Source organism: Pseudomonas sp. TE31087, from assembly GCF_057284075.1.
Window position 1 is genome coordinate 113,761 of record NZ_JBXVNN010000001.1, and the last position, 21,468, is coordinate 135,228.

Annotated in this window: 18 protein-coding genes; 12 read left to right on the forward strand and 6 right to left on the reverse strand. The window is 63.5% G+C overall.

The annotated features are described in order from the left end of the window. Window positions 1-39 precede the first annotated feature (39 nt). From ACZ899_RS00505 to fliK, 3 genes are all read right to left on the reverse strand, one after another. Window positions 40-2,748 (reverse strand): dermonecrotic toxin domain-containing protein, encoded by a 2,709-nt coding sequence (locus ACZ899_RS00505; protein ID WP_234560353.1) that lies wholly within the window; start codon window positions 2,746-2,748, stop codon window positions 40-42. Between the two features lie 123 nt (window positions 2,749-2,871). Further along, window positions 2,872-3,216, reverse strand: coding sequence for an EscU/YscU/HrcU family type III secretion system export apparatus switch protein (locus ACZ899_RS00510; protein ID WP_203651676.1), 345 nt, complete (start codon window positions 3,214-3,216; stop codon window positions 2,872-2,874). Further along, on the reverse strand, window positions 3,213-4,775 hold the full coding sequence (fliK, locus tag ACZ899_RS00515) for a flagellar hook-length control protein FliK (RefSeq protein ID WP_234560325.1): 1,563 nt from the start codon (window positions 4,773-4,775) through the stop codon (window positions 3,213-3,215). Before fliK ends, ACZ899_RS00510 begins: the two co-directional genes overlap by 4 nt. 267 nt (window positions 4,776-5,042) lie before the next feature. Between fliK and ccmA the strand changes: the two genes are divergently transcribed. The 12 genes from ccmA to ACZ899_RS00575 all read left to right on the forward strand — a co-directional run bounded on the left by ccmA (window position 5,043) and on the right by ACZ899_RS00575 (window position 14,388). Further along, window positions 5,043-5,675, forward strand: coding sequence for a cytochrome c biogenesis heme-transporting ATPase CcmA (ccmA, locus tag ACZ899_RS00520; RefSeq protein ID WP_232856544.1), 633 nt, complete (start codon window positions 5,043-5,045; stop codon window positions 5,673-5,675). Beyond that, on the forward strand, window positions 5,672-6,340 hold the full coding sequence (ccmB, locus tag ACZ899_RS00525; RefSeq protein ID WP_028691018.1) for a heme exporter protein CcmB: 669 nt from the start codon (window positions 5,672-5,674) through the stop codon (window positions 6,338-6,340). The genes ccmA and ccmB overlap by 4 nt, the downstream gene beginning before the upstream one ends. A 46-nt stretch (window positions 6,341-6,386) precedes the next feature. Next, a complete protein-coding gene (locus ACZ899_RS00530) occupies window positions 6,387-7,154 on the forward strand; it encodes a heme ABC transporter permease (RefSeq protein ID WP_232856545.1) in 768 nt (255 codons plus the stop codon). Next, window positions 7,151-7,327: a heme exporter protein CcmD gene (ccmD, locus tag ACZ899_RS00535; protein WP_011534872.1), complete on the forward strand. Its 177-nt coding sequence runs from the start codon at window positions 7,151-7,153 to the stop codon at window positions 7,325-7,327. The genes ACZ899_RS00530 and ccmD overlap by 4 nt, the downstream gene beginning before the upstream one ends. After that, entirely contained in the window at window positions 7,324-7,779 is a 456-nt protein-coding gene (ccmE, locus tag ACZ899_RS00540; RefSeq protein ID WP_028691020.1) for a cytochrome c maturation protein CcmE, read from the forward strand. The genes ccmD and ccmE overlap by 4 nt, the downstream gene beginning before the upstream one ends. Window positions 7,780-7,790: 11 nt before the next feature. Further along, window positions 7,791-9,764 carry a heme lyase CcmF/NrfE family subunit gene (locus tag ACZ899_RS00545; RefSeq protein WP_234560352.1) on the forward strand — a complete coding sequence of 658 codons (1,974 nt, stop codon included), beginning with the start codon at window positions 7,791-7,793 and terminating at the stop codon, window positions 9,762-9,764. Further along, window positions 9,761-10,297, forward strand: a complete 537-nt coding sequence (locus ACZ899_RS00550) for a DsbE family thiol:disulfide interchange protein (RefSeq protein ID WP_203651685.1) — start codon at window positions 9,761-9,763, stop codon at window positions 10,295-10,297. Before ACZ899_RS00545 ends, ACZ899_RS00550 begins: the two co-directional genes overlap by 4 nt. After that, complete coding sequence (locus ACZ899_RS00555; RefSeq protein ID WP_232856547.1) at window positions 10,294-10,770, forward strand: cytochrome c-type biogenesis protein; 477 nt, start codon at window positions 10,294-10,296, stop codon at window positions 10,768-10,770. Before ACZ899_RS00550 ends, ACZ899_RS00555 begins: the two co-directional genes overlap by 4 nt. After that, window positions 10,763-11,950, forward strand: a complete 1,188-nt coding sequence (gene ccmI, locus ACZ899_RS00560) for a c-type cytochrome biogenesis protein CcmI (protein ID WP_234560324.1) — start codon at window positions 10,763-10,765, stop codon at window positions 11,948-11,950. The genes ACZ899_RS00555 and ccmI overlap by 8 nt, the downstream gene beginning before the upstream one ends. A gap of 12 nt (window positions 11,951-11,962) precedes the next feature. Beyond that, the gene (locus tag ACZ899_RS00565) at window positions 11,963-12,385 is read left to right on the forward strand and encodes a hypothetical protein (RefSeq protein WP_203651691.1); all 423 of its coding nucleotides are present in this window, start codon (window positions 11,963-11,965) and stop codon (window positions 12,383-12,385) included. A gap of 147 nt (window positions 12,386-12,532) precedes the next feature. Beyond that, window positions 12,533-13,471, forward strand: coding sequence for an NAD(P)-dependent oxidoreductase (locus ACZ899_RS00570; RefSeq protein WP_234560323.1), 939 nt, complete (start codon window positions 12,533-12,535; stop codon window positions 13,469-13,471). Between the two features lie 128 nt (window positions 13,472-13,599). Then, on the forward strand, window positions 13,600-14,388 hold the full coding sequence (locus ACZ899_RS00575; RefSeq protein ID WP_234560322.1) for a PhzF family phenazine biosynthesis protein: 789 nt from the start codon (window positions 13,600-13,602) through the stop codon (window positions 14,386-14,388). Window positions 14,389-14,450: 62 nt separating this feature from the next. On the opposite strand, the gene ACZ899_RS00580 is transcribed toward ACZ899_RS00575, so the two are convergent. The 3 genes from ACZ899_RS00580 to ACZ899_RS00590 all read right to left on the reverse strand — a co-directional run bounded on the left by ACZ899_RS00580 (window position 14,451) and on the right by ACZ899_RS00590 (window position 21,259). Further along, window positions 14,451-16,499: a hypothetical protein gene (locus tag ACZ899_RS00580; RefSeq protein WP_234560321.1), complete on the reverse strand. Its 2,049-nt coding sequence runs from the start codon at window positions 16,497-16,499 to the stop codon at window positions 14,451-14,453. Window positions 16,500-16,796: 297 nt separating this feature from the next. Further along, the gene (locus tag ACZ899_RS00585; protein ID WP_234560320.1) at window positions 16,797-18,827 is read right to left on the reverse strand and encodes a hypothetical protein; all 2,031 of its coding nucleotides are present in this window, start codon (window positions 18,825-18,827) and stop codon (window positions 16,797-16,799) included. Between the two features lie 209 nt (window positions 18,828-19,036). Continuing rightward, window positions 19,037-21,259, reverse strand: coding sequence for an autotransporter outer membrane beta-barrel domain-containing protein (locus ACZ899_RS00590; protein ID WP_234560319.1), 2,223 nt, complete (start codon window positions 21,257-21,259; stop codon window positions 19,037-19,039). Window positions 21,260-21,468: the final 209 nt, after the last annotated feature.

Consider the following 21,468-nt stretch of genomic DNA (forward strand, 5'->3'; position numbering starts at 1 on the left):
TGATGTAACAAGGGCGGCCGTCAGGCCGCCCTTGTTACATCAGGGCTTGGCCCACGAGTGGTAGTTTCCGACTTCGGCTACCTGGTTGAGCGGAATGTCGCCGGTCGCGGCTTCCCGCAAGGCCTGTTCGATCGGGGTCACCAGGTACATCGGATTGTGTTGCGGCAAGGCGTGCAGGTTGATGATCCGCCGTAGTGCCCGCAGCCGTGGCAGGTGCTGGTCGATGACATCGTTCAGCAGGCCGGGCCCGGTCATGTGGCTCAGGCGCAAGGCATAGGCATCGAATTCGGGGCCCTTCACTACTGGCCTGTTGCCGTAGAAGTCACGGTTGGCCAGGTAGCGCTCGTGCATGGTGTCCGAGATCGCCTGCAGCGTCGGGTTGCCGGCATGGCTGGCGATCATGTTGGTGTTGTACTGGCAGTACATCCCCAGGGCGTCGTTGTTCATCGGGCCACCTAAAATGAGGCTGTCCGGTGTGGTGGCCAGGGTCACCGAGTCGATCGCGGCGCGGTTGGGATTGTTCGGATGAACCGGGTCGGCAAGCAAGGTATCGTCGACGTCCAGGTACAATCCGCCTTCCTCGGCGAGCAGGGGATAGCGCAGGATGTCGGATGCCGAAGAGAAATTTGCACCTGCGCCGCCAACGGCATCTTGATACTGCTCGAAGTATTTGGTTTCGCGCAACCTTGCGAAGAACGGCTGCTCCTCAAGGGTCAGCACATCGAGATGCGGTGCGTGTGCGGCCAGTAGCCTCAGGTTCGCGCCGAAGGCCTGGGCATTGGCGTTGGACAGGAACAGTCGGTAGGCATACTGGCTGTTCGTCAGGCGTTGCTGATTGCGGACCAGCGTGGTCAACAGTTTGGGTGCGATCACCTTGTCGCCTACCCAGATGCTCGAGATCTTCCGTGGGATCGGCTGGCGCAGGTGTGCCTCGAAGGACGGGATTTCCAAAGGCAGTTGCACATCCACGCCCATGGCTCGCAGGCTGCTTATGCGCATCGGGTCGGTGACTGTGCGTGCGTTCAGGGGCATCTCGACAAGCCCATGGCCTTCTGGCGATACCTGGTAGTAGCTTGGCCTTATCTCGTTGGCCTCGGACTCAAGGATGAAAGCATCATGTTCACTGTCGTAGAGGACCAGTGTGTTGTAGCCATTCAACAGGGATTGAAGCTGCGCTTGCGAGTCCGCAGAGACCGGCACGTGCGCCAGCCATTGGGCAATGGCGGTGTCGCCGCCGGGCAAGGGGGGGACTGTCGAGCCGAACAGACCGGCCAGCTGGCGTTCGGGCAGTGCCGGGGGCGTCATCGGGCTCAATGGGTAGCCCAGTTGGTCGTTCACCCGACTGGGGAAGATAAAACACCTGTCTTTGGCGGGGTACAGCACTCGCGCTCGCGCCAATGGGCGCAAGGCAAGTGGTGCAGCGTTCATTAGCCCGAACTCGATGTTCGTCACGCCATCGGCCTTGTCTTCAAGTGACTTGCCGTTGATTGCCTGATCGATCCCAGCCGCGAACTGGGCAATGCCACCCAGAGCAAGCAGCGGCGCCAGTTCTGGCAGTACCACGGCCAAGGGGGCCAGCAGATTGATGGTATTGACGACATAGCCGCGCCAGCGCGCCTTGTTCACCTCCTGATTGCTGGTAACGATGAAGTCAGCGTTGGCATAGCTGCGCTTGCGCTGACGCAGGCTCAGGGCTTCGAACAGATCGCCGTCGAGCTTCGGGCTGTATTTGTCCGGACGGTAGTTGACGTAATCCCTGGGTGACCAGCGGCCGTCGGTGGTGAATCCCGGTCGGTTTGGCGAGCGATAGTGGATGCCCGGGTAGGCGCCCAGGCCTTCGAGGGCGGTGTCCAGGCCGCTGAAGTCCAGTCCATCTGGCGTGTCGGCCAAGTTGAAATGCTGGCGCAGGCGCTGACGTTTATCGGGGTTCTGGCACTGTCTGGCGAACCAGTCCTGAAGCGCCGCCATGTTGGCGAACTCGTGAAGGGGGGAGGCGTTGCCTGGCAGGTAGAGCAGGGTGAGCGGTTGGGATTTGTCGGTGATGCACAGCAGATCGGTGGCACTGTAGCCGTAGACGTTCAGTGGCCTGATTCGCAGGCCAACCGCCCGAGGGGCCAAGCCGGCAGCCTGCCAGGCCAGCTGGCGTGCCCCATCGCTCAATGAGCCTTCGCTTACCTGCTTGTTGCAGGCGGTGATGAAGCTGATCCGCATGGACAGCTGGTGGCCATGCAGGGCGCGCTGCCAGTAGTTGTCCAGCATGGCGGTGAAGCGGGCGTGAAAATCCAGGTTCCAGATGAAGCGCTGCAGGGCTTCGACATCCACGGCAAGATGCGTTGTGCTGTCGTATTGGCCGTTACCGGTCCGGCGGAACAGACCATTGAATACCGAATGATCGGCACCGTTCGCCCATGGCTCGCGAGCAGGCAATCGATCGACGATCTGCAGCGGGCCGGATGGCAGGGTACCGGACCAATGACCAGGGAGCAGTTGGCCGATCAGGTTCTTGTCGGTCTCGCCTTGCCAGTTCGAGAGCACCGCTTCGGTCAGTGACAGGCGCTGGACGATGACGGCCTGGTGGCCTCGGTAGTGCAGGGTGACGACGTCGGTCTGATCCGGATCCAGGTCCGATCCCTGGCGTTTGGCCCAGTCACGGATGGCTTGTGCGGCGTGCTTGTCGGGGCGGGGGATGGTCTGCAGGTGATCGCGAACGAGCTGTACGCCCAGGTTGGTGATGAAGGTTGGAGGCATGATTGAGTCGACCTGTGTGGAGAAACCAGGCACAACGGTGACTCAACCCTTATGTCGGGGAGCGGTAATGAATTATCGCGCAAGCATGGCATTGCCCCTTTGGGAGTGGTGCCACACGCAGGGTCAGCGTGTATCCACGCCTGCCGGCAGGAACAGCTGCTCGGGCGTGATATCCCGTGGCGGCGCAGGCTGGTCGTCGAAGCCCACCGGCACTTTGCCGCGCAATTGCCAGGCGAAGGCGATGATCTCGGCGATGGTCAGGTACAGCGCCTCGGGGATCTGCTCGCCCAGTTCCAGCCTGGCCAGCAGGCGTACCAGCTCGGCGTTCTCGTAGATCGGCACTTCATGTTCACGGGCCAGGGCGAGGATGGCCTCGGCCAGTTCGTCGTCGCCCTTGGCGCTCAGGGTCGGGGCCTGCTGGCCGTCGTAGCTCAGGGCAATGGCCTGGCGTGGCTGCTTGTGCTTCATGCGGTCTCATCCACCCAGCGTTGTTCGAGGCGTGTGCGGGGGCCTTGCGGTGGCGTGCCGGGGTGGCACTCCAGGTCGCCGACATCCAGGCCGCGTGCCAGCAGGCGCTCGCGCAGCGTGCCGAGCTGACTGTCGATCAGGCGGGCGGTCTGTTCCTGCTCTGCCCACAGCTGTCCCGACAGACGTCCTTGCAGCAGTTGCGCCTGGACCTGCAGCGGACCGAGTGGTGACAGGTCGAAGGCCAGTTCGATCCGCCATATGGCCTCCAGCGGATCACGCCCTTCACGTTCGCGATCGGCTTGCTGCTCCGGCGTTTCCTCGCGCTGCAGCTTGACCTGCAGGGGAATGAACTCCTGGCCATGGCGGATGGGGATCTCGGTCTGCCAGGTGGTCTGCTGGTTGCCGTTCTCCAGTGGGCCGGATTGCTGCAGGCTGGACAGCGCATGGCTCTGCAGGCGCGAGATGGCGGCGGCGGCCAGGCGCAGCAATTGCTGCAGGTCGCCTTCGTTTTCCAGGCTCTGCAACAGCCGCGAGGGCAGGGGGAAGGCTCCAGGTTGCGGGCGCGGGCTGACCTGGCCGAGCATGCCCAGGGCGCTGCGGGCGAAACCGGGCAGGGCATGGGCCAACGTACTGGTCTGTGCGGGCGTGAGCATCTGTCCCGTGGGAGGATTGGGCAACTGTGCGATCAGCCTGACCAGTTGCGTCTTCAGGTCGGGCGCCACGCCGCTTGCCAGGCCACCCAGCAGCTTGGCTTCAAGGAAGGCGCCACTGTTGTTCAGGGCCTGGGCCAGATTTTTCGCATCACCCAGTTGGCGGGCATCGGGCAGGCTGGCCAGCAGGCGTTCGGCGCTGGCGCGCAGTTGCGTGCCAGCGTCGCCGGAGGTGGCGACCTGCTGCAGGGCATTGAGCAAGCCAGGCAGCGAGGCCTGGCGGCCTTGCTGGGTCACCAGCTGCTGGGCAATGGCCAGTTGATCCTGGCGGCCGCTCAAGGGAACGAAGCGCAGCGACTGGTCACCTTGTACCAGCGCGCTGAGCAGGCTGCCGATCGGCAGTGGCCGCGGGCTGTCGATGGCCAGGGTGGCGCCGGCCTGGCTGCTGTTGAGCAGGCTTACCAGCGAGCGGAAACTGGCGATCTCGCCGGCGTTCTGAACCAGGGGCTGGCTGGTCAGGACCTTGCCTTGCAGCAGTGTGCCGACTGGAACCTGGCTGGTGTCCAGGCGGGTGAGGGTAGTGATGTTGTTGGCGTTGACCTGCTGCACCATGACCGCCAGGCGGTTGCTTTCAGTCTGCGTGACCGTGATCTGGCTGCCCTGGGGCAGGGGTTGGCTGGCATTGGCCTGCAACTGGGTCTGGTTGCCGTTGCCCTGGGTCAGGCGTAGCAGCAGCTGGAAATCCACGCCGACCTGGCGCATCGACATGACCTCGGCACGTGCCGTCTCGCCCGGGGCCAGCAGGCCGGGTTGCGCTTGCAGCAGGCGCAGCAGCTCGCCGGTCATGGCCGCCTTGGCCGCCTGGGGGCCTGGCACGGTTTGTGCGCCGAGACTATTGATTTCAGTCATGATTGTATACAACCTGTCGAACTCGGCCTCTTGGCAGCGCGGTGACGCGTGTAATAATGCCGACCGCCCATTGTTGCCAGTATAACGGCAGCGCGGCGGGCGACTTGAGACATAGGGGTTTTGGAGCGGCGTTGCCTGCTTCGCGGGTGAACCCGCTCCCACAGGGTCTTGTGCAGCATCTGAAAGCTGCGCCGTACCTTGTGGGAGCGGGTTTACCCGCGAAGCAGGCAACACCGCCCCGAAGCCCTACAAAGATAAGGCGAAACCGTGACCCTTCACCTCCAAGCCGCAGGCCTGGCCTGCGAGCGCGACTGGCGCTTGCTGTTCGAGCAGCTCGATTTCGAGCTGGGCGCTGGCGACATGCTGCAGATCAGCGGCCCCAACGGCAGCGGCAAGACCAGCCTGCTGCGCCTGCTGGCCGGGCTCATGCAACCCACCGCCGGGCAGATCCTGCTCGGCGGCCAGCCATTGGCCGAACAACGCCATGCCCTGGCCAGCATCCTGCTGTGGATCGGCCATGCCGCCGGGATCAAGGACCTGCTTACCGCCGAAGAGAACCTCGCCTGGCTCTGCGCCCTGCACCGGCCGGCCGGCCGCGAGGCGATCTGGCAGGCACTGGAGGCTGTCGGCTTGCGCGGTTTCGAGGACGTGCCCTGTCACACCCTGTCCGCCGGCCAGCAGCGCCGGGTCGCCCTGGCACGGCTGTACCTGGACAGCCCGCCGCTGTGGATCCTCGACGAACCCTTCACCGCCCTCGACAAGCAGGGCGTGGCCCAGCTGGAAGCTCACCTCGCGGCCCACTGCGAGCGGGGCGGCACCGTGGTGCTGACCACCCACCATACGCTCGAGCGCAAGCCATCCGGCTACCGTGAGCTGAACCTGGGGCAATGGGCGGCATGAGCGTATTCCTTCTGCTGTTGCGCCGCGAGGCGCGCCTGTTGTTCCGCCGCCCGGCGGAGCTGGCCAATCCGCTGGTGTTCTTCGCCATTGTCGTCGCCCTGTTTCCGCTGGCGGTCGGTCCTGAGACACAATTGTTGCAAACCTTGTCGCCGGGACTGGTCTGGGTCGCGGCCCTGCTGGCGGTGTTGCTGTCGCTGGACGGGCTGTTCCGCAGCGATTTCGAGGACGGTTCGCTCGAACAGTGGGTGCTTTCGCCGCACCCGCTGGCGCTGCTGGTATTGGCCAAGGTGCTGGCGCACTGGATCTTTTCCGGGCTGGCGCTGGTATTGTTGGCGCCACTGCTGGCGCTGATGCTGGGCCTGCCGAGCGCCTGCCTGCCTGTGCTGCTCGCCTCACTGCTGCTGGGCACGCCGGTGCTGAGCCTGCTGGGCGCGGTGGGCGCGGCGCTGACGGTCGGTCTGAAGCGCGGCGGCCTGCTGCTGGCGTTGCTGATTCTGCCGTTGTATATCCCTGTATTGATCCTGGGCAGTGGTGCGTTGCAGGCGGCGTTGCAGAATATGCCAGCCACCGGCCACCTGCTCTGGCTCGCCAGCCTGACGGCCCTGGCGGTGACACTGGCACCCTTTGCGATCGCGGCCGGCCTGAAGATCAGCGTCGGCGAATAACGAGTCTCGGGCACCGCAGCCCGGCCAATACCCTGGATGTACCCTGATGAAAATGAGTTGGACGTGGTTCCACAAGCTGGGTTCCCCCAAATGGTTCTATGCCATCAGCGGCCGCATGCTGCCGTGGCTGACCGTTTCCTCTGTCGTGCTGCTGCTGGTCGGCATCACCTGGGGCCTGGCCTTCGCCCCCCAGGACTACCAGCAGGGCAACAGTTTCCGCATCATCTATATCCACGTGCCGACGGCCATGCTCGCCCAGTCGTGCTATGTGATGCTCGCGGTGGCGGGGGTGGTGGGGCTGGTGTGGAAGATGAAACTGGCCGACGTCGCGCTGCAGTGCGCGGCGCCCATCGGCGCCTGGATGACCGCGGTGGCCTTGGTTACCGGGGCGATCTGGGGCAAGCCCACCTGGGGTAGCTGGTGGGTCTGGGATGCGCGCCTGACGTCCATGCTCATCCTGCTGTTCCTGTACTTCGGCATCATCGCCCTGGGCCAGGCCATCAGCAACCGCGACAGCGCGGCCAAGGCCTGTGCGGTGCTGGCGATCGTCGGCGTGGTCAACATCCCGATCATCAAGTACTCGGTGGAGTGGTGGAACACCCTGCACCAGGGCGCCACCTTCACGCTGACCGAAAAGCCGGCCATGCCGGTGGAAATGTGGCTGCCGCTGCTGCTCACCGCGCTGGGTTTCTACTGCTTCTTCGGCGCCGTGCTGCTGCTGCGCATGCGCCTCGAAGTGCTCAAACGCGAAGCCCGCGCCAGTTGGGTCAAGGATGAGGTGCTGGGGCAACTCGGACGGGAGGCGGTACGATGAGCTTTGCGTCCTTCAGTGATTTTCTCGCCATGGGCCACCATGGCCTGTACGTCTGGTCGGCCTATGGCATCTGCCTGGCGGTACTGGCGCTGAATGTCGCCGCGCCCCTGCTGGCCCGTCGCCGCTACCTGCAAGAAGAGGCGCGTCGTCTGCGCCGGGAGAGCAAACCGTGAATCCGCAGCGCAAGAAACGCCTGTTCATCATCCTCGGCCTGCTGGCCGGTGTCGGCGTCGCCGTGGGCTTCGCCCTGAGCGCGCTGCAGCAGAACATCAACCTGTTCTACACCCCGACGCAGATCGCCAATGGCGAGGCGCCGCTGGATACCCGCATCCGCGCCGGAGGCATGGTCGAGAAAGGTTCGGTGCAGCGCTCGGCCGATTCGCTCGATGTGCGTTTCGTGGTTACCGACTACACAAAATCAGTGCCGATCACTTACCGCGGTATCCTCCCCGACCTGTTCCGCGAAGGGCAGGGCATCGTCGCCCTTGGCAAGCTCAACGCCGACGGCGTGGTGGTGGCCGACGAGGTGCTGGCCAAGCACGACGAGAAATACATGCCGCCGGAAGTCACCAAGGCCCTGAAGGAAAGCGGCCAGGCCGCCAGCGACGCGGGAGCCAAGCCATGAATGCGGCCCTGGTGATCCCCGAACTCGGCCAGCTGGCGATGATCCTGGCGATCTGCTTCGCCGCCGTGCAGGCCACTGTACCGCTGCTCGGCGCCTGGCGCGGCGACAGCCTGTGGATGGGCCTGGCGCGGCCGGCGGCCTGGGGGCAGTTTGCCTTCCTGGCCTTCGCCTTCGCCTGCCTGACCCACGCCTTCATGACCGACAACTTCTCGGTCGCCTACGTCGCCAGCAACTCCAACAGTGCCTTGCCCTGGTACTACAAGTTCAGCGCAGTGTGGGGCGCCCACGAAGGCTCGCTGCTGTTGTGGGCGTTGATCCTCGGCGGCTGGACCTTCGCCGTGTCGATCTTCTCGCGTCAGTTGCCGCAAGTGATGCTGGCCCGAGTGCTGGCGGTGATGGGCATGATCAGCGTGGGCTTCCTGAGCTTCCTGATCATCACCTCCAACCCGTTCTCGCGCCTGCTGCCGCAGGTGCCGGGCGATGGTCGCGACCTCAACCCGCTGTTGCAGGACTTCGGCCTGATCGTCCACCCGCCGATGCTGTACATGGGCTATGTGGGCTTCTCGGTGGCCTTCGCCTTCGCCATCGCCGCCTTGCTCGGCGGGCGCCTCGATGCCGCCTGGGCGCGCTGGTCGCGGCCCTGGACCATCGTCGCCTGGGCCTTCCTCGGCGTGGGCATCACCCTTGGCTCGTGGTGGGCCTATTACGAGCTGGGCTGGGGTGGCTGGTGGTTCTGGGACCCGGTCGAGAACGCCTCGTTCATGCCCTGGCTGGTGGGCACGGCACTGATCCACTCGCTGGCGGTCACCGAAAAGCGCGGGGTGTTCAAGAGCTGGACCGTGCTGCTGGCCATCGCCGCGTTCTCCCTGAGCCTGCTGGGGACCTTCCTGGTGCGCTCCGGCGTGTTGACCTCGGTGCACGCGTTCGCCGCCGACCCGTCGCGCGGTATCTTCATCCTGATCTTCCTGCTGTTCGTGGTCGGTGGCTCGCTGACCCTGTTCGCCCTGCGCGCGCCGGTGGTCAAGAGCCAGGTGGGCTTTGCCCTGTGGTCCCGTGAAACCCTGCTGCTGGCCAACAACCTGGTGCTGGTGGTGGCGGCCTCGATGATCCTGCTGGGCACCCTCTACCCGTTGGTGCTCGACGCCCTGACCGGGGCCAAGCTGTCGGTCGGCCCGCCTTACTTCGACGCCCTGTTCCTGCCGTTGATGGCGCTGCTGATGGTGGTGCTCGGCGTGGGCGTGGTGGTGCGCTGGAAGGACACTCCCGGCAAATGGCTGGCCGGCATGCTGACCCCGGTGCTGGTCGGCAGTGCAGTGCTGGCGCCGGTCGCCGGGCTGATCGTCGACGACTTCGACTGGCCGGCCCTGAGCGTGTTCGCCCTGGCCGCCTGGGTGGTCCTGAGCGGCGTGCGCGACATCCTCGACAAGACACGTCACAAAGGCCTGGTCAAGGGGCTGGCGGGTCTGAGCCGCAGCTACTGGGGCATGCACCTGGCGCACCTGGGCCTGGTGGTGTGCGCCCTGGGCGTGGTGCTGTCGAGCAACAACAGCGCCGAGCGCGACCTGCGCATGGCGCCGGGCGAGACCGTCGAGCTGGGCGGCTATCACTTCCTGTTCGAGGGCGCCAAGCACTTCGAAGGCCCGAACTTCATTTCCGACAAGGGCACCGTGCGGGTTTCGCGCGATGGCCGCGAAGTGTCCGTGCTGCACCCGGAAAAACGCCTGTACACCGTGCAGCAGTCGATGATGACCGAGGCCGGCATCGACGCCGGTTTCACCCGCGACCTGTATGTCGCCCTGGGCGAGCCGCTGGAAAACGGCGCCTGGGCGGTGCGGGTGCATATCAAACCCTATGTCCGCTGGATCTGGCTGGGCGGTCTGCTGACCGGCCTGGGCGGCTTGCTGGCGGCCTTCGACCGACGCTACCGCGTCAAGGTCAAGACCCGGGTGCGTGAGGCCCTGGGCGTGTCTGGAGCAACTGCATGAAGCGTTGGATCATGGTGGTACCGCTGGCGGTGTTCCTGCTGGTGGCGGTCTTTCTCTACAAGGGGTTGTTCTTGAAACCCGACGAACTGCCTTCGGCGATGATCGGCAAGCCGTTCCCGACGTTCGCGCTGGCGAGCGTGCAGGGCGATCGCAGCCTCACCCAGGCCGACCTGATCGGCCGCCCGGCGCTGGTCAACGTGTGGGGCACCTGGTGCCCGTCGTGCAAGGTCGAGCACCCGTACCTGAACCAGCTGGCCGAGCAGGGCGTGGTGATCCACGGGGTCAACTACAAGGACGACAACGCCGCCGCGCTGAAGTGGCTGGCTGAGTTCCACAACCCATACCAGCTGAACATCGCCGACCAGCAAGGCTCGCTGGGCCTGGACCTGGGCGTGTACGGCGCGCCGGAAACCTTCCTGATCGACGCCAAGGGCATCATCCGCTACAAGCACGTGGGCGTGGTCGATGCCACGGTGTGGCGCGAGCAGCTGGCGCCGCTGTACCAGGGTCTGGTCGACGAGGTCCGGCCATGAGGCGCTGGCTGGCGGCCGCCGTGCTCGGCCTGAGCCTGGCCGGCGTGGCCAAGGCGGCCATCGACACCTACCAGTTCCGCGACGACGCCGAGCGCGAGCGCTATCAGCAACTGACCAAGGAACTGCGCTGCCCCAAGTGCCAGAACCAGGACATCGCCGATTCCAACGCGCCCATCGCCGCCGACCTGCGCCGCGAGATCTTCCGCATGCTGGGCGAGGGCAAGGACAACCAGCAGATCGTCGATTTCATGGTCGATCGTTATGGCGACTTCGTGCGCTACAAGCCAGCGCTCAGCGGGCGCACCTGGCTGCTCTGGTTCGGCCCGGGGATCCTCCTGGTCGCAGGCTTCGTGGTGCTGGCGCTGATCGTGCGCCGTCGCCGTGGCCAGGCCGTGGCCGGCAATACCGAACTGTCCGCCGACGAACGCGAGCGTCTGGCCAAACTGCTGGATAAAGAACGTACCCATGACTGAATTCTGGCTTAGCGCGGGCCTGCTGCTGCTCGCCGCCCTGGCTTTCCTGCTGTTGCCGATCCTGCGCGGTCGTCGCCGTCAGCAGGCCGAGCAGGATCGTACCGCCCTCAACGTGGCGCTCTATGAAGAGCGCGTTGCCGAACTGGTTGCCCAGCAGGCGGCCGGCGTTCTTGATGAACAACAACTGGCCAATGGTCGTGACGAGGCCGCCCGTGAGCTGCTGGCCGACACCGAGCGCGGCGAGCTGACGCGTCAGGGCCACCTGGGCAAGGCCGTGCCGCTGCTGGCGGCGGTGCTGGTGCCGGCCATGGCCCTGGGGCTGTACCTGCACTTCGGCGCCGCGGACAAGGTCGAGCTGACCCAGGAGTTCGCCAGCGCGCCGCAGTCGATGACGGAGATGACCACGCGTCTGGAGCGTGCGGTGCAGGCCCAGCCCGACTCGGCCGAAGGCCTGTACTTCCTGGGCCGGGCCTACATGGCCGAGCAGCGCCCAGCTGAGGCGGCCAAGGCCTTCGAGCGCGCCGTGGCCCTGGCCGGGCGTCAGCCCGAGCTGCTCGGGCAGTGGGCGCAGTCGCTGTACTTCGCCGCCGACAAACAGTGGTCGGCGCAATTGCAGGCACTCACCGACGAAGCGCTCAAGGCCGACCCGCAAGAGGTCACCAGCCTTGGCCTGCGCGGCATCGCCGCCTTCGAGGGTGAGCGCTACCAGGAGGCCATCGACTACTGGCAGCGTCTGCTGGCGCAGTTGCCGCAGGGTGACGCGTCCCGCGACGCGCTGCAGGGCGGCATCGACCGCGCCGCCGACAAGCTCAAGGCCGGTGGCGGCAAGGTGACCGAGACGGCGCGACTGAAGGTGCGGGTGGAGCTGGCCGCGGCGCTCAAGGACAAGGTGCGTCCGGACGACACCGTGTTCATCTTCGCCCGCGCCAGCAATGGCCCGCCCATGCCGCTGGCGGCCAAGCGGGTGACGGTGGCGCAACTGCCGATCGAGGTGGAGTTGTCCGATGCCGACGCGATGATGCCGCAGATGAAACTGTCGGACTTTGCCGAAGTCCAACTGGTTGCCCGAGTCTCGCGCGCCGGGCAGCCCACCCACGGTGAATGGAAGGGCCAGAGCGCCCCGCTGGCCACCGGCACCCGGGGCATCCAGCATGTGACCATCGACAGCCCCGACTCATAAGAGAGCACCCCCATGAACAGCACCGTCCGCCTGACCCTGATCACCCTGGCCCTGGGTCTTTCCGCGTGTACGGTGCATCAGCCCGGGGAGCGTGAGCCGCTGCCGCCGATCGAGACCACGCCGCCGCACAAAGGACCGGTGGTCAAGCCCTTGCCGGGTGGCCAGCCCGGCACCCAGCCGAGCAAGCCGGCGGCGATTCCCAAGCCGATGCCACGCACCTCAGCCAGCTTCGCGCCGCCGCCGGGGGGCGCCAGCCACTGGGACCCGAAGCTTGGGGTCTATGTGCTGGAGAAGCAGCCCAACACCTTCTACCGCCAGCGCACCTATTACCGTTGGAACAACGGCTGGAGCTGGTCGCTGAGCCCCAACGGGCCGTGGCAGGACACCGACAGCAGTGGCGTGCCGGGCGGGTTGGGCAGGGCGTTTGGGCAATAATTGCCGTTGAGGCCTTATCGCGGGGCAAGCCCGCTCCCACGCCAGTAATGCTCATCGTCAATTGCGTGGGAGCGGGCTTGCCCCGCGATAGGGCCGGCCGCGCCAACAGCTGGCATAATCCCCCTTCGCATTCAACCGGAGGGTGGCATGAGCAAGACAGTCCTGGTGCTGGTGGAAACCGTCGATGACTACCTGCCGCTATTGGAACGGGCCGGCTACCGCCTGATCCGCGCACCGTCGCCGCAACTGCGCGCCGACGCCATCGCCCGTCATGCCGGGGAGATCGATGCCGTGCTCACTCGTGGTCCGCTTGGCCTGACAGCCGGCGAAATCGCCACATTGGTCAACCTGCGGATCATTTGCGTGATCGGTGCCGGCTACGAACAGGTCGACCTGGCCGCCGCCGCCGCCCGCGGTATCACTGTGACCAATGGCGCCGGTGCCAATGCCGCCGCCGTGGCCGACCACGCCCTGGCCCTGCTGCTGGCCCTGTTGCGCGACATTCCCCGTGCTGATGCCAGCACCCGCCGTGGCGAATGGCAGCGGGTGATCAGCCCGTCGGTGAGCGGTAAACGCTTGGGCATCTTGGGGCTGGGCGCGGTGGGGTTGGCAATCGCCAAGCGTGCCAGCCTCGGCTTCGACATGCCCGTCAGCTATCACAGCCGTACTCCGTGCAACGATGTGCCCTACACCTGGTACGACAGCCCGCTGCACCTGGCCGATGCCGTCGATATCCTGGTCGTCGCCACCCCGGGCGGGGCCGGCACCCAGCACCTGGTCGACGCGCAGGTGCTCGACGCGCTGGGCGCCGAGGGCTATCTGGTGAATATCGCCCGCGCCAGCGTGGTCGATACCCAGGCGCTGGTCGCCGCCCTGGCCCAAGGGCGGATTGCCGGCGCCGCGCTCGATGTGTTCGATGACGAACCCGGCGTGTCCGATGCCCTCAAGGCCCTCGGCAATACCGTGCTCACCCCCCATGTCGCCGGCCAGTCCCCCGAGGCCGCCCGCGACACGGTCAGCCTGGTGCTGCGCAACCTGCAGGCGTTCTTTGCCGGTGAGCCGGTGCTTACACCGGTGCGCGGATAGCCTGATACCCGTCACCGGCAGGCCAATTCCCACAGGCCATCTCTATTCCCTGTGGGAGCCGGCTTGCCGGCGATGGGCTGCAGAGCAGCCCCAGTCAGCCCATAACTCTCACTTGAAGGAGTGCATGCATGCAACTCGAGATCTTCCAGGTCGATGCTTTTTCCGCCAAGCCGTTCGGCGGCAACCCCGCGGCGGTGATCCCTTTGGATAGCTGGCTACCCGATGCGCTGCTGCAGCGTATCGCCGAAGAAAACAATCTGTCCGAAACTGCCTATTTCGTTCGCAACGGTGAAAGCTACGACCTGCGCTGGTTCACCCCGACGGTCGAAGTTGATTTGTGCGGCCACGCCACCTTGGCGTCGGCCTGGGTGCTGTTCGAGCAGTTGGGCGAGCAGCGCGAAGAGCTGCGCTTCAACACCCGCAGCGGTGAACTGCGGGTCAGCCGCGGCGCCGAGGGCCTGCTGGCGATGGACTTCCCGGCCAAGCAGCCGCTGGCAGTGGAGACGCCATCGGGGTTGCTGGAGGCCCTGGGCGTGGCCAGTGCGCGAGGCTTGTATCGTACCGACGACTACATCGTGGTGATCGATGACCCGGCGGAACTTGCGGCCTTGCAGCCCGATTTCGTCGCTTTGTCTCGCTTCGACGTGCGTGGCATCGCGGTGACGGCGCCGGGCGGCGGGTTCGATTTCGTCACACGTTGGTTCGGGCCTCGGGTCGGGGTCAATGAAGATCCGGTCACCGGCTCTGCGCATACCTCGTTGGTCCCTTACTGGGCCGAGCGGCTCGGGCAGGCACGGCTTCATTGCCAGCAGGGTGGTGCGCGCAAGGGGCAGTTGGTCTGTGAGTCACCGGGCAATGGCCGGGTAATCATCTGCGGTCATGCTGCATTGTATTTGCGCGGCATAGTGAATCTGTAACGAAGAGGGCGTACCCCCGAAGGGGTACGCTGATGGTGCAAGCTTGCCATTGTCTACTGTAGTCAGGACTTGTTTTCAGGCTCAGCGTTATCGCCGCGGGTGTCGACAATCACCAGAGGAGTCGTGGTATTTGACACAAGGCCAGATTCATTTCTCGCGGTCCATGTGGCATGCATATGGCAAAAGTCATTTGGGACCAACAGGTGATGTGCCGGGATTGCAAACTCTGTTTCTATGTCTTTATCGTCTTCGCCAACGGGTTTCGAGAAGGTGTACCTGCTCTCTTCGATAGGCGTTTCGTTGTCGTCATGCTTATCTTTGTCAGCCTGGTATACAGTGATCGCGATGGTGTCGCCCGGCTTCTTGTTCTTGTAGTGCGGCGTAATGAACTTGACCCCTCGACTGATCTCGTCCCTTGTGATTCTGCCGGAGGCATTGAGAGGGACATATTCGCCATCGTCGAGGCTTCCTTCGCCCGGTAGTTCATCGTTTCCGTGCACCGCGATCGGTTGTTCATAGGACAGCGAAGTATTCTCCGCCCCCCCTGTGATCTCTCGGGTTACCATGAAGTAGAGCGGTTGTGTACCAGAGCCTTCTTGCGCGATCTGGGCGGCAGTCAGGGTGAACTGCAGATCGGCCGTGCCGTTCGCTTCCAGGTCAGTGACGGTATGTGCAGGGAACGCTATTGCACCATAAACGACGGAGACCTTGTCGCCCTTCTCCAAGACCTTCCTGGGTGGAAACTTTCGATCGTACAACGGTATATAGATCGTGGCGTCCTGGTCGAATTCATCACTGGGGATTTCATTGTATTGTTTGCTTGCGGTCTCCAGGTAAGGGGGGCGCAGGTTCGGATGCACCGGATCTTCCGGATCTGGATTTGGATCGCCGCCAACCTGAAACAAGTTGACCGCCACTGTGGTGGTCTGCGAGGTGCCGGCAACAATATCGTTTCGAATAATGCGGTAGAACACGTCGATACTGGCGACCTTGTTGTCACCTGCCGTTGCCTTCTTCCACGTATCGTAGAGGGCTGCATAGGAGGGATTCAAAGTCTGCGGATTGAGTTCTTCGCCACCAGGGATAGGCACCAGTTCATGCACGGCGTCACCCCACACCAGTTCGATCTTGTCACCCGGCTGGATAGCCGGCGTGCCAGTGTGGGCGGGTACGACCAGTTCCAGAGGCTCGCGTGCCTCTGCATCGATGATGAGACCGTCATTGTGTGCAGCAATCAGCGGGGCGAGCAGGCCTTTCAGTTCCCCCTTGAGGAGTACCTTCAGCGTCAGTGGGAGGGACATCTGCGAAACATTGCCTGCCCGATCCGTGACGTTGTAGGTGAAAACGAGGGTACCATCCCCCAAGGCCTCGATATCTGCCCGTGAGAAGCGCAGCGTCAATCCGTCCTTGGGACGACGACGCATGCTTCCTCGGGCTCTGCGTCGAGGACGTAACGTGCTGTTGATCGTCCCCTCGATGATGTCGCCGGGCGCTATGCCGCCATAGCCGGCAAGGGTGCATTCCAGGTATTGCTCGCCGTCCTCTTCCTTGAGCTTGTCCGAGGTCAGCCCGTTCGTTTTGATTAGCTCATCAACAATCAACTCGGCCAGCAAGGGTTCGCCAGGTTTGGTCAGGTCGACAATGAAGGATTGTGCTGGGCCGCTCTCGTTCCCACTGCCGGAGTATATGACTTTGTAGATGATCGTGTGGGTGCCTTCCGTGCGAACAGCTGCAGGCAGGTCGATTTCAAAAGTGTCTCCAGGATTTTTACCTTTGAACGTGACGGGCGGATCCACTGGAACACCATCTACTACCAGTTGCACGCTATCGCCGTCCGGGTCCTTGATCAAGTCCGGCACTGGAAATGTGAGCTTGAGCGGGTCGGAGCTGACGCTTGCCAACAGTAAATTGTCTGCAATGCCGGACGGCGGCAATTCCGCCAGGGCGTTTTCCGGGAACACCAAGGGATCAGTAAAACCCAGTATGCCTGGCGACCGTTTGCGTGTTGGCTTGTAGGACATAGGGCACTTGCAACGCCCGGAGTGGGCAATGGATTGGCTTGGCACCTTGCCGGGTGTGTGCACGTCGATGCGAGAAGATTGGTCAGACATGGTTGCATTCCAGTGGCTAAGGGATTCACAGGGTTGCTGCTGGGCGACGTGCCCCGTCAGGCACTGCCACAGCAGTCCTACTGGCTGTCCCGGTACCTGGCGCAGCCGATGCGATCGCAGAGTCATGGTCGGAAAAAAGCGCGCGCTTGTAACCTGACAGAATTGCCAGGTCGCCACTGGCGGGTGTCGATCATCGAAGGGGGAGGCGCAAGGAGAGTGCGCTCATCGTGCGTGTTGTGGGGCCCTCGGCGTCAACCGAAGGGCCCATTGGAGGAGAACTCGTGCACTATGCAGTGCTCACTGAGTACCGCGGGAGTCTACGATCAGCTTGGCGGTGGTGTCGTTCTTCACCGTTTTCCCATTTCTGGTAACTTGCCATATGGAATGAATATGGCAACGTTTCTTGGGTGCGAGCAATTTGGCCGTTTCAAGGGGGAATTTGTACGCCTCGGTCTCCTCACTGGCATCGAGGACCGTATATGCCATGGTGATTCTTGACTCCTCCAAGGGCGACTCGTTATCTGTGTGTTCGATACCCTCTACCTGGACCAGATCGATTTCAATCAGGTCGCCACTTCGCTTGTGCTTGTACGGCGGCGTCACGAAATACACGATCTTGCCATCCTCGAGATCAGCCGGGATGATGCAGCAGGCGGACTTGAGGGGCGCGTACTCACCTTCTCCCAGGTCGCCATCGCCAGGCAGTTGCTCATCAGCGTCCACGAGCACTGGTTGGACCGGCCCCTGTGACGTGTTGTGGGTCGGGCCTTGGACAGGGCGCTCCACCTCATAGACCAGGGCTTGTGTGCCACCCGCTTGTTCTGCGATCAGGTCGGCCGTGAGGGCAAATTCGAGGTCAGCCTTCTTGCCGACGTCAGCGTCGCTGACGGTCCGTGGGGGAAACGCATAGGTACCGTATTTGAGCCGGACCACATCGTCCTCGATCAGCACCGGTGCCGTCGGTGAGTGCCGGTCGAACCATGGCACGAAGAGCCTGGCGTCCTTGGCATAGTCATCTTTGGGGATGTAGTTGAGCTGCCCTGACCAGGACATCAGCACGGCTGGACGCAGGTTCGGGTGGGTCGGTACCTCTGGTTCTGGATCGCCACCCACCTGGTGCAGGTTGATGACCACGTCCAACCCTGCGGAGGTGCCGGCCACCATGCCTTCGCGAATGATCCGATAGCTTACGGTGATGCGGGCGGTTTCATCGTGCCCCTGCGATTGCGCCTTCCAGGTGTCGTAAAGGGCTGCATAGTCCGGGTAGATCGGCAGGCGAGCACCTTCCTCGCCATCGGGGATGGGTAGTGGTTCGTGGTGGGCATCGCTCCAGATCAGCTCGATCGCGTCGCCTGGCAGAATGGGTTTGTCCGAATAGGCGGGGATGATCACTTCCAGCGGTTTGCGCGCCTCTTCATCGTTGATGATGCCATCGGCGCTGTCTGCCACTTCTGGTGCCGGAAGATTGGTCAGCTCGCCGTCGAGCAGTACCTTGAGAGTCACGGGGCGCGAAGGGAGCGAAATATTTCCGGCGCGGTCGGTGACGGTATAGGCGAATGTTTTAAGGCCATCCCCTGCACGTTCGATGTCCTCCCTCAGGAACCGCAAGATGATCTCGTCTCCAGGCCCGTATTCTTGCTCGACATCCGTTGTGCTACCGAACCCGTCGAGGTCGGCGATCACGCCACGGATCCTGTCGCCTATTCCAAGGCCGTTGTAGCCATTGAGGGTCGTTTTGAGGTAGTGCTTGCCATTGTGGATTTCGAGGGTGGCCGAGGTGACCCCGCCTTTGATGATGTCGCTATCAACGTTCAATTCGGCCAGTGACGGCAGGCCAGGTGCAGTCAGATCGACCTTGAAGGATTGGAGGGGACCGTCCTCCGATTGATTGTTCGAGTAATGTATGCGGTACCGGATCGTATGGATGCCTTCTTGGCGAGCGCTGGCGGGCAGTTCGATGGAAAAGATGTCCCCCGCCTTGTAGTCCTCGAAGGTGATGGGGATGCTGAACGCGCTCCCGTCCACGAGAAGCAGTACGGCATCCCGGGTTGGGTCGACAACTTTAGCCGGGATCCTGAACCGTAGCGTGATAGGGTAGTTCCTGAAGTCTGCCAGCAACAGGTTGTCTGCCTCGACACCCGGGAGGGTCGGAGCGAGCGCATCCTTGGGAAACACCAGTTCCTCATCAAAGCCCCACGTGGCGTTAATGCGAGCAGGTTTTCGAACCGCCTTGTAGGCGTGCCGGCTATGGCAACCACATTGCGAGGCAATGGATTTGGCCGGCAGGGTGGCAGGCCGATACTCGGCGATGAAATAACGTTCAGACATGGTTGTTTTCCTGTGCTGTCAGGGCTTCAGGTTTGGGGCTGGCGGTGACGGGCCTCGGCAGTGTTCCAAGTCGTTCCGATACCGGGTACGGTGCAAACGAACGCAGGTTCATAGTCGGGAAAAAGCGCGAACTTGTAAGCTGACAGAATTACTAGGTCGGGCTGGCGGGAGGGGGCATGCGTCGGTTTGGCCGACGCATGCCCAGGCGATCAGAAGGACAGGCGCACGGCCAGTGAAGCCGCGGTGTCGGAGAAGTCGTTGCTGCCCACTTGCTGGGCCAGCGACGCGGTGATCGTGAGGTCGCGGTTGATGCGGCCTTCCGCGCCGACCTTGAATTCGGCGATGTTGCGGGTGCCGGCCTGGGTCACGCTAACGCCGTCGAGGTTGACGCCGGCCTGGCGATTGTTGTGAATCCAGTTGGTTTCGACGAAGGGCTTGAAGCTGTCGGCCAGGGTGTCATCGCCGGTGTAGTTCAGCTTGAGCGAGGCGCGGGCGCCGACACTGACGCTCAGGGTATCGCTGCCCTGGGTGGAGACGACGGTGCCGTTGTCTTCGCGGTGATCGTCGGGGGTCACACCCGACCAGACCACCTTGGCCTTGGGTTGCAGGTACCAGGCATCGCCGTCTTCGAAGCGGTCGCTGAACACATAGCCGGCTTCCAGTGACGTGGAGACGCCCTTGGCACTGTAGCGCTCGGTGGCCACGTCGTCGCCGGAGACCTGGGCGTCGAACCAGCTGTATTGCAGCACAGCGTCGGTGTACAGGCCCTGTTCGCTGTTACCGTTGGCAAACCAGGTGCCATAGACACCGGTGGTATAGCCCTTGACCTGACTGCTGGCGGAGTGATTGGTCAGCTGCGAGGTGCTGTTGCCATGGCTGTTGCCGTAGCCGGCAAAGACCCCGGTGCGCCAGGCGCCGCCGGCACGGGTCGAGCCGCCGGCCAGGTCGGCGCCGAACAGCGTGGCGTTGCGGCTGACGTGGGTGTTGAGTTGCCCGCTGCTGTCGGTGCTGCGCTGGTGCCCGCCGCTGTGCTTCATCCACAGGTTGGTCGAACGGCCGTCGGCCGCCAGGGTGTCGGCACGTTCGGTGTCGCCGCCGCGCTGGCCGACACTGGCGTCGAACAAGGTGCTCATCGCGTACAGGTTGGCCGCGTAGGCGCCACCTTCGGGACGGACGATCAGGATCGGCGCTCCAGGGTTGCCCGGATCGATCAATTCATTTCGCAGGTACCAGTTGCCGCTGTTATCGCCTTCACCCCGTACCAGTTGATAGTCGTAGGCTCCGGCAACGATACGACCTGCCTGGGTGAATTCCCCGTTGGAGGCGCCGCCGACGGTGATCAGTTCGATACCATTCAAGGTCTTGGCACCGGACCCGCCGAGGTTGTTGACGCTGACTGACGTGGTGCCGCTGGTATCGCCTTCGATGATCAACCTGTCGGTTACCGAGGCATCGCCCTCCAGCTTGGTGTTGAATTCTATGCTGCCGCCATCGCCGACATAGTCGCCATGCACGGTCAGAATCCGGCCGGCTTCGTCGCCTTCCCTATCGCTTTGAAAGGTGATCCTGCCACTGTTGGTGAGAAGCTCGTCGATGGAGGAGTCAGCGGTGACGATCCATTGCGCGGAGGCGCCGACATCGAGCTGGTCCACACCCTGCATTGCGCTACGCAAGATGGCTTTTTCACCGAGTGCCACATGGGTTATGGCGGTGTCGGCAGAGATGATATCGCCTTCGATTTCACTGGTCTTGATGGTCAGGAACACGCTGGCGTCGTCCTCCACCTCGAGCAGGGTGCCATTGTTCGCATGCACCACGGTGCCATCGCGCAGGGTGATATGGGCTGTCGGGGCAATCGGCTCCGCGTCGAAGGCCTTGCCGACATGGATGGCGCTGCCGGTGGTCGAAATCAGCTGGCTGCCGGCGATATCCAGGGTGGCCACCTGATCACCGGCGTTGTCGCCCCGGCTGTCCGAGCTGATGGCAATTGCATGGCGGGCACCATCGAGCACCGAGCCCACGACGGTGCTGGTGCCGCCGTACATCTCCAAGGCGACGCCGGACAAGGCACTGGTGCCATCATCGGTGGCGGTCACACGGCTGCCGACCAGGGTCACGTTGCTGTCGTTGTTGAGAATCGCACGCCCGGCGGCACTGATGGTGGCGCCCGTGGCGTTGAGGTGGCCGCCTTGGGTCAGTGTGATCGCGACTCCCGAGAACGAGTCCGAGGCATCGGCCTGGCTGCCTGTGTTCATGTTCAAGGTGGCGCCATTGTGCACTTGCCAGGACTCTGCAGGGCTGCCGGCCTCGACAGTAGCCTGTTCACTGCGGCCATCGAGGACGCCCGCTGTGGCCAGGGGCGTGCAGCCGAGCAGCAGGACACAGGTAAATCGATACGGTCTGCGGAAACGCAGGCGCAGGTCTTTTTTCATCGTGGACTCCGACGCGAATAAGTAAGTGGGACAGGCATTCGGGGAGCGCTGAAGAGTGCGGGAAGAAGTAAACTGAGACTGTAGGAAAAGTCTGAGCATGGTGCGGGAAAAGGTGAACATGGGCGTCACTTCCTGGCTCATGCGTGCGGGTAGCTTGAGCCAAGGGTGATGGGAAGTAACCTGACAAAAATGCTAGTTTTCAGGTGCCA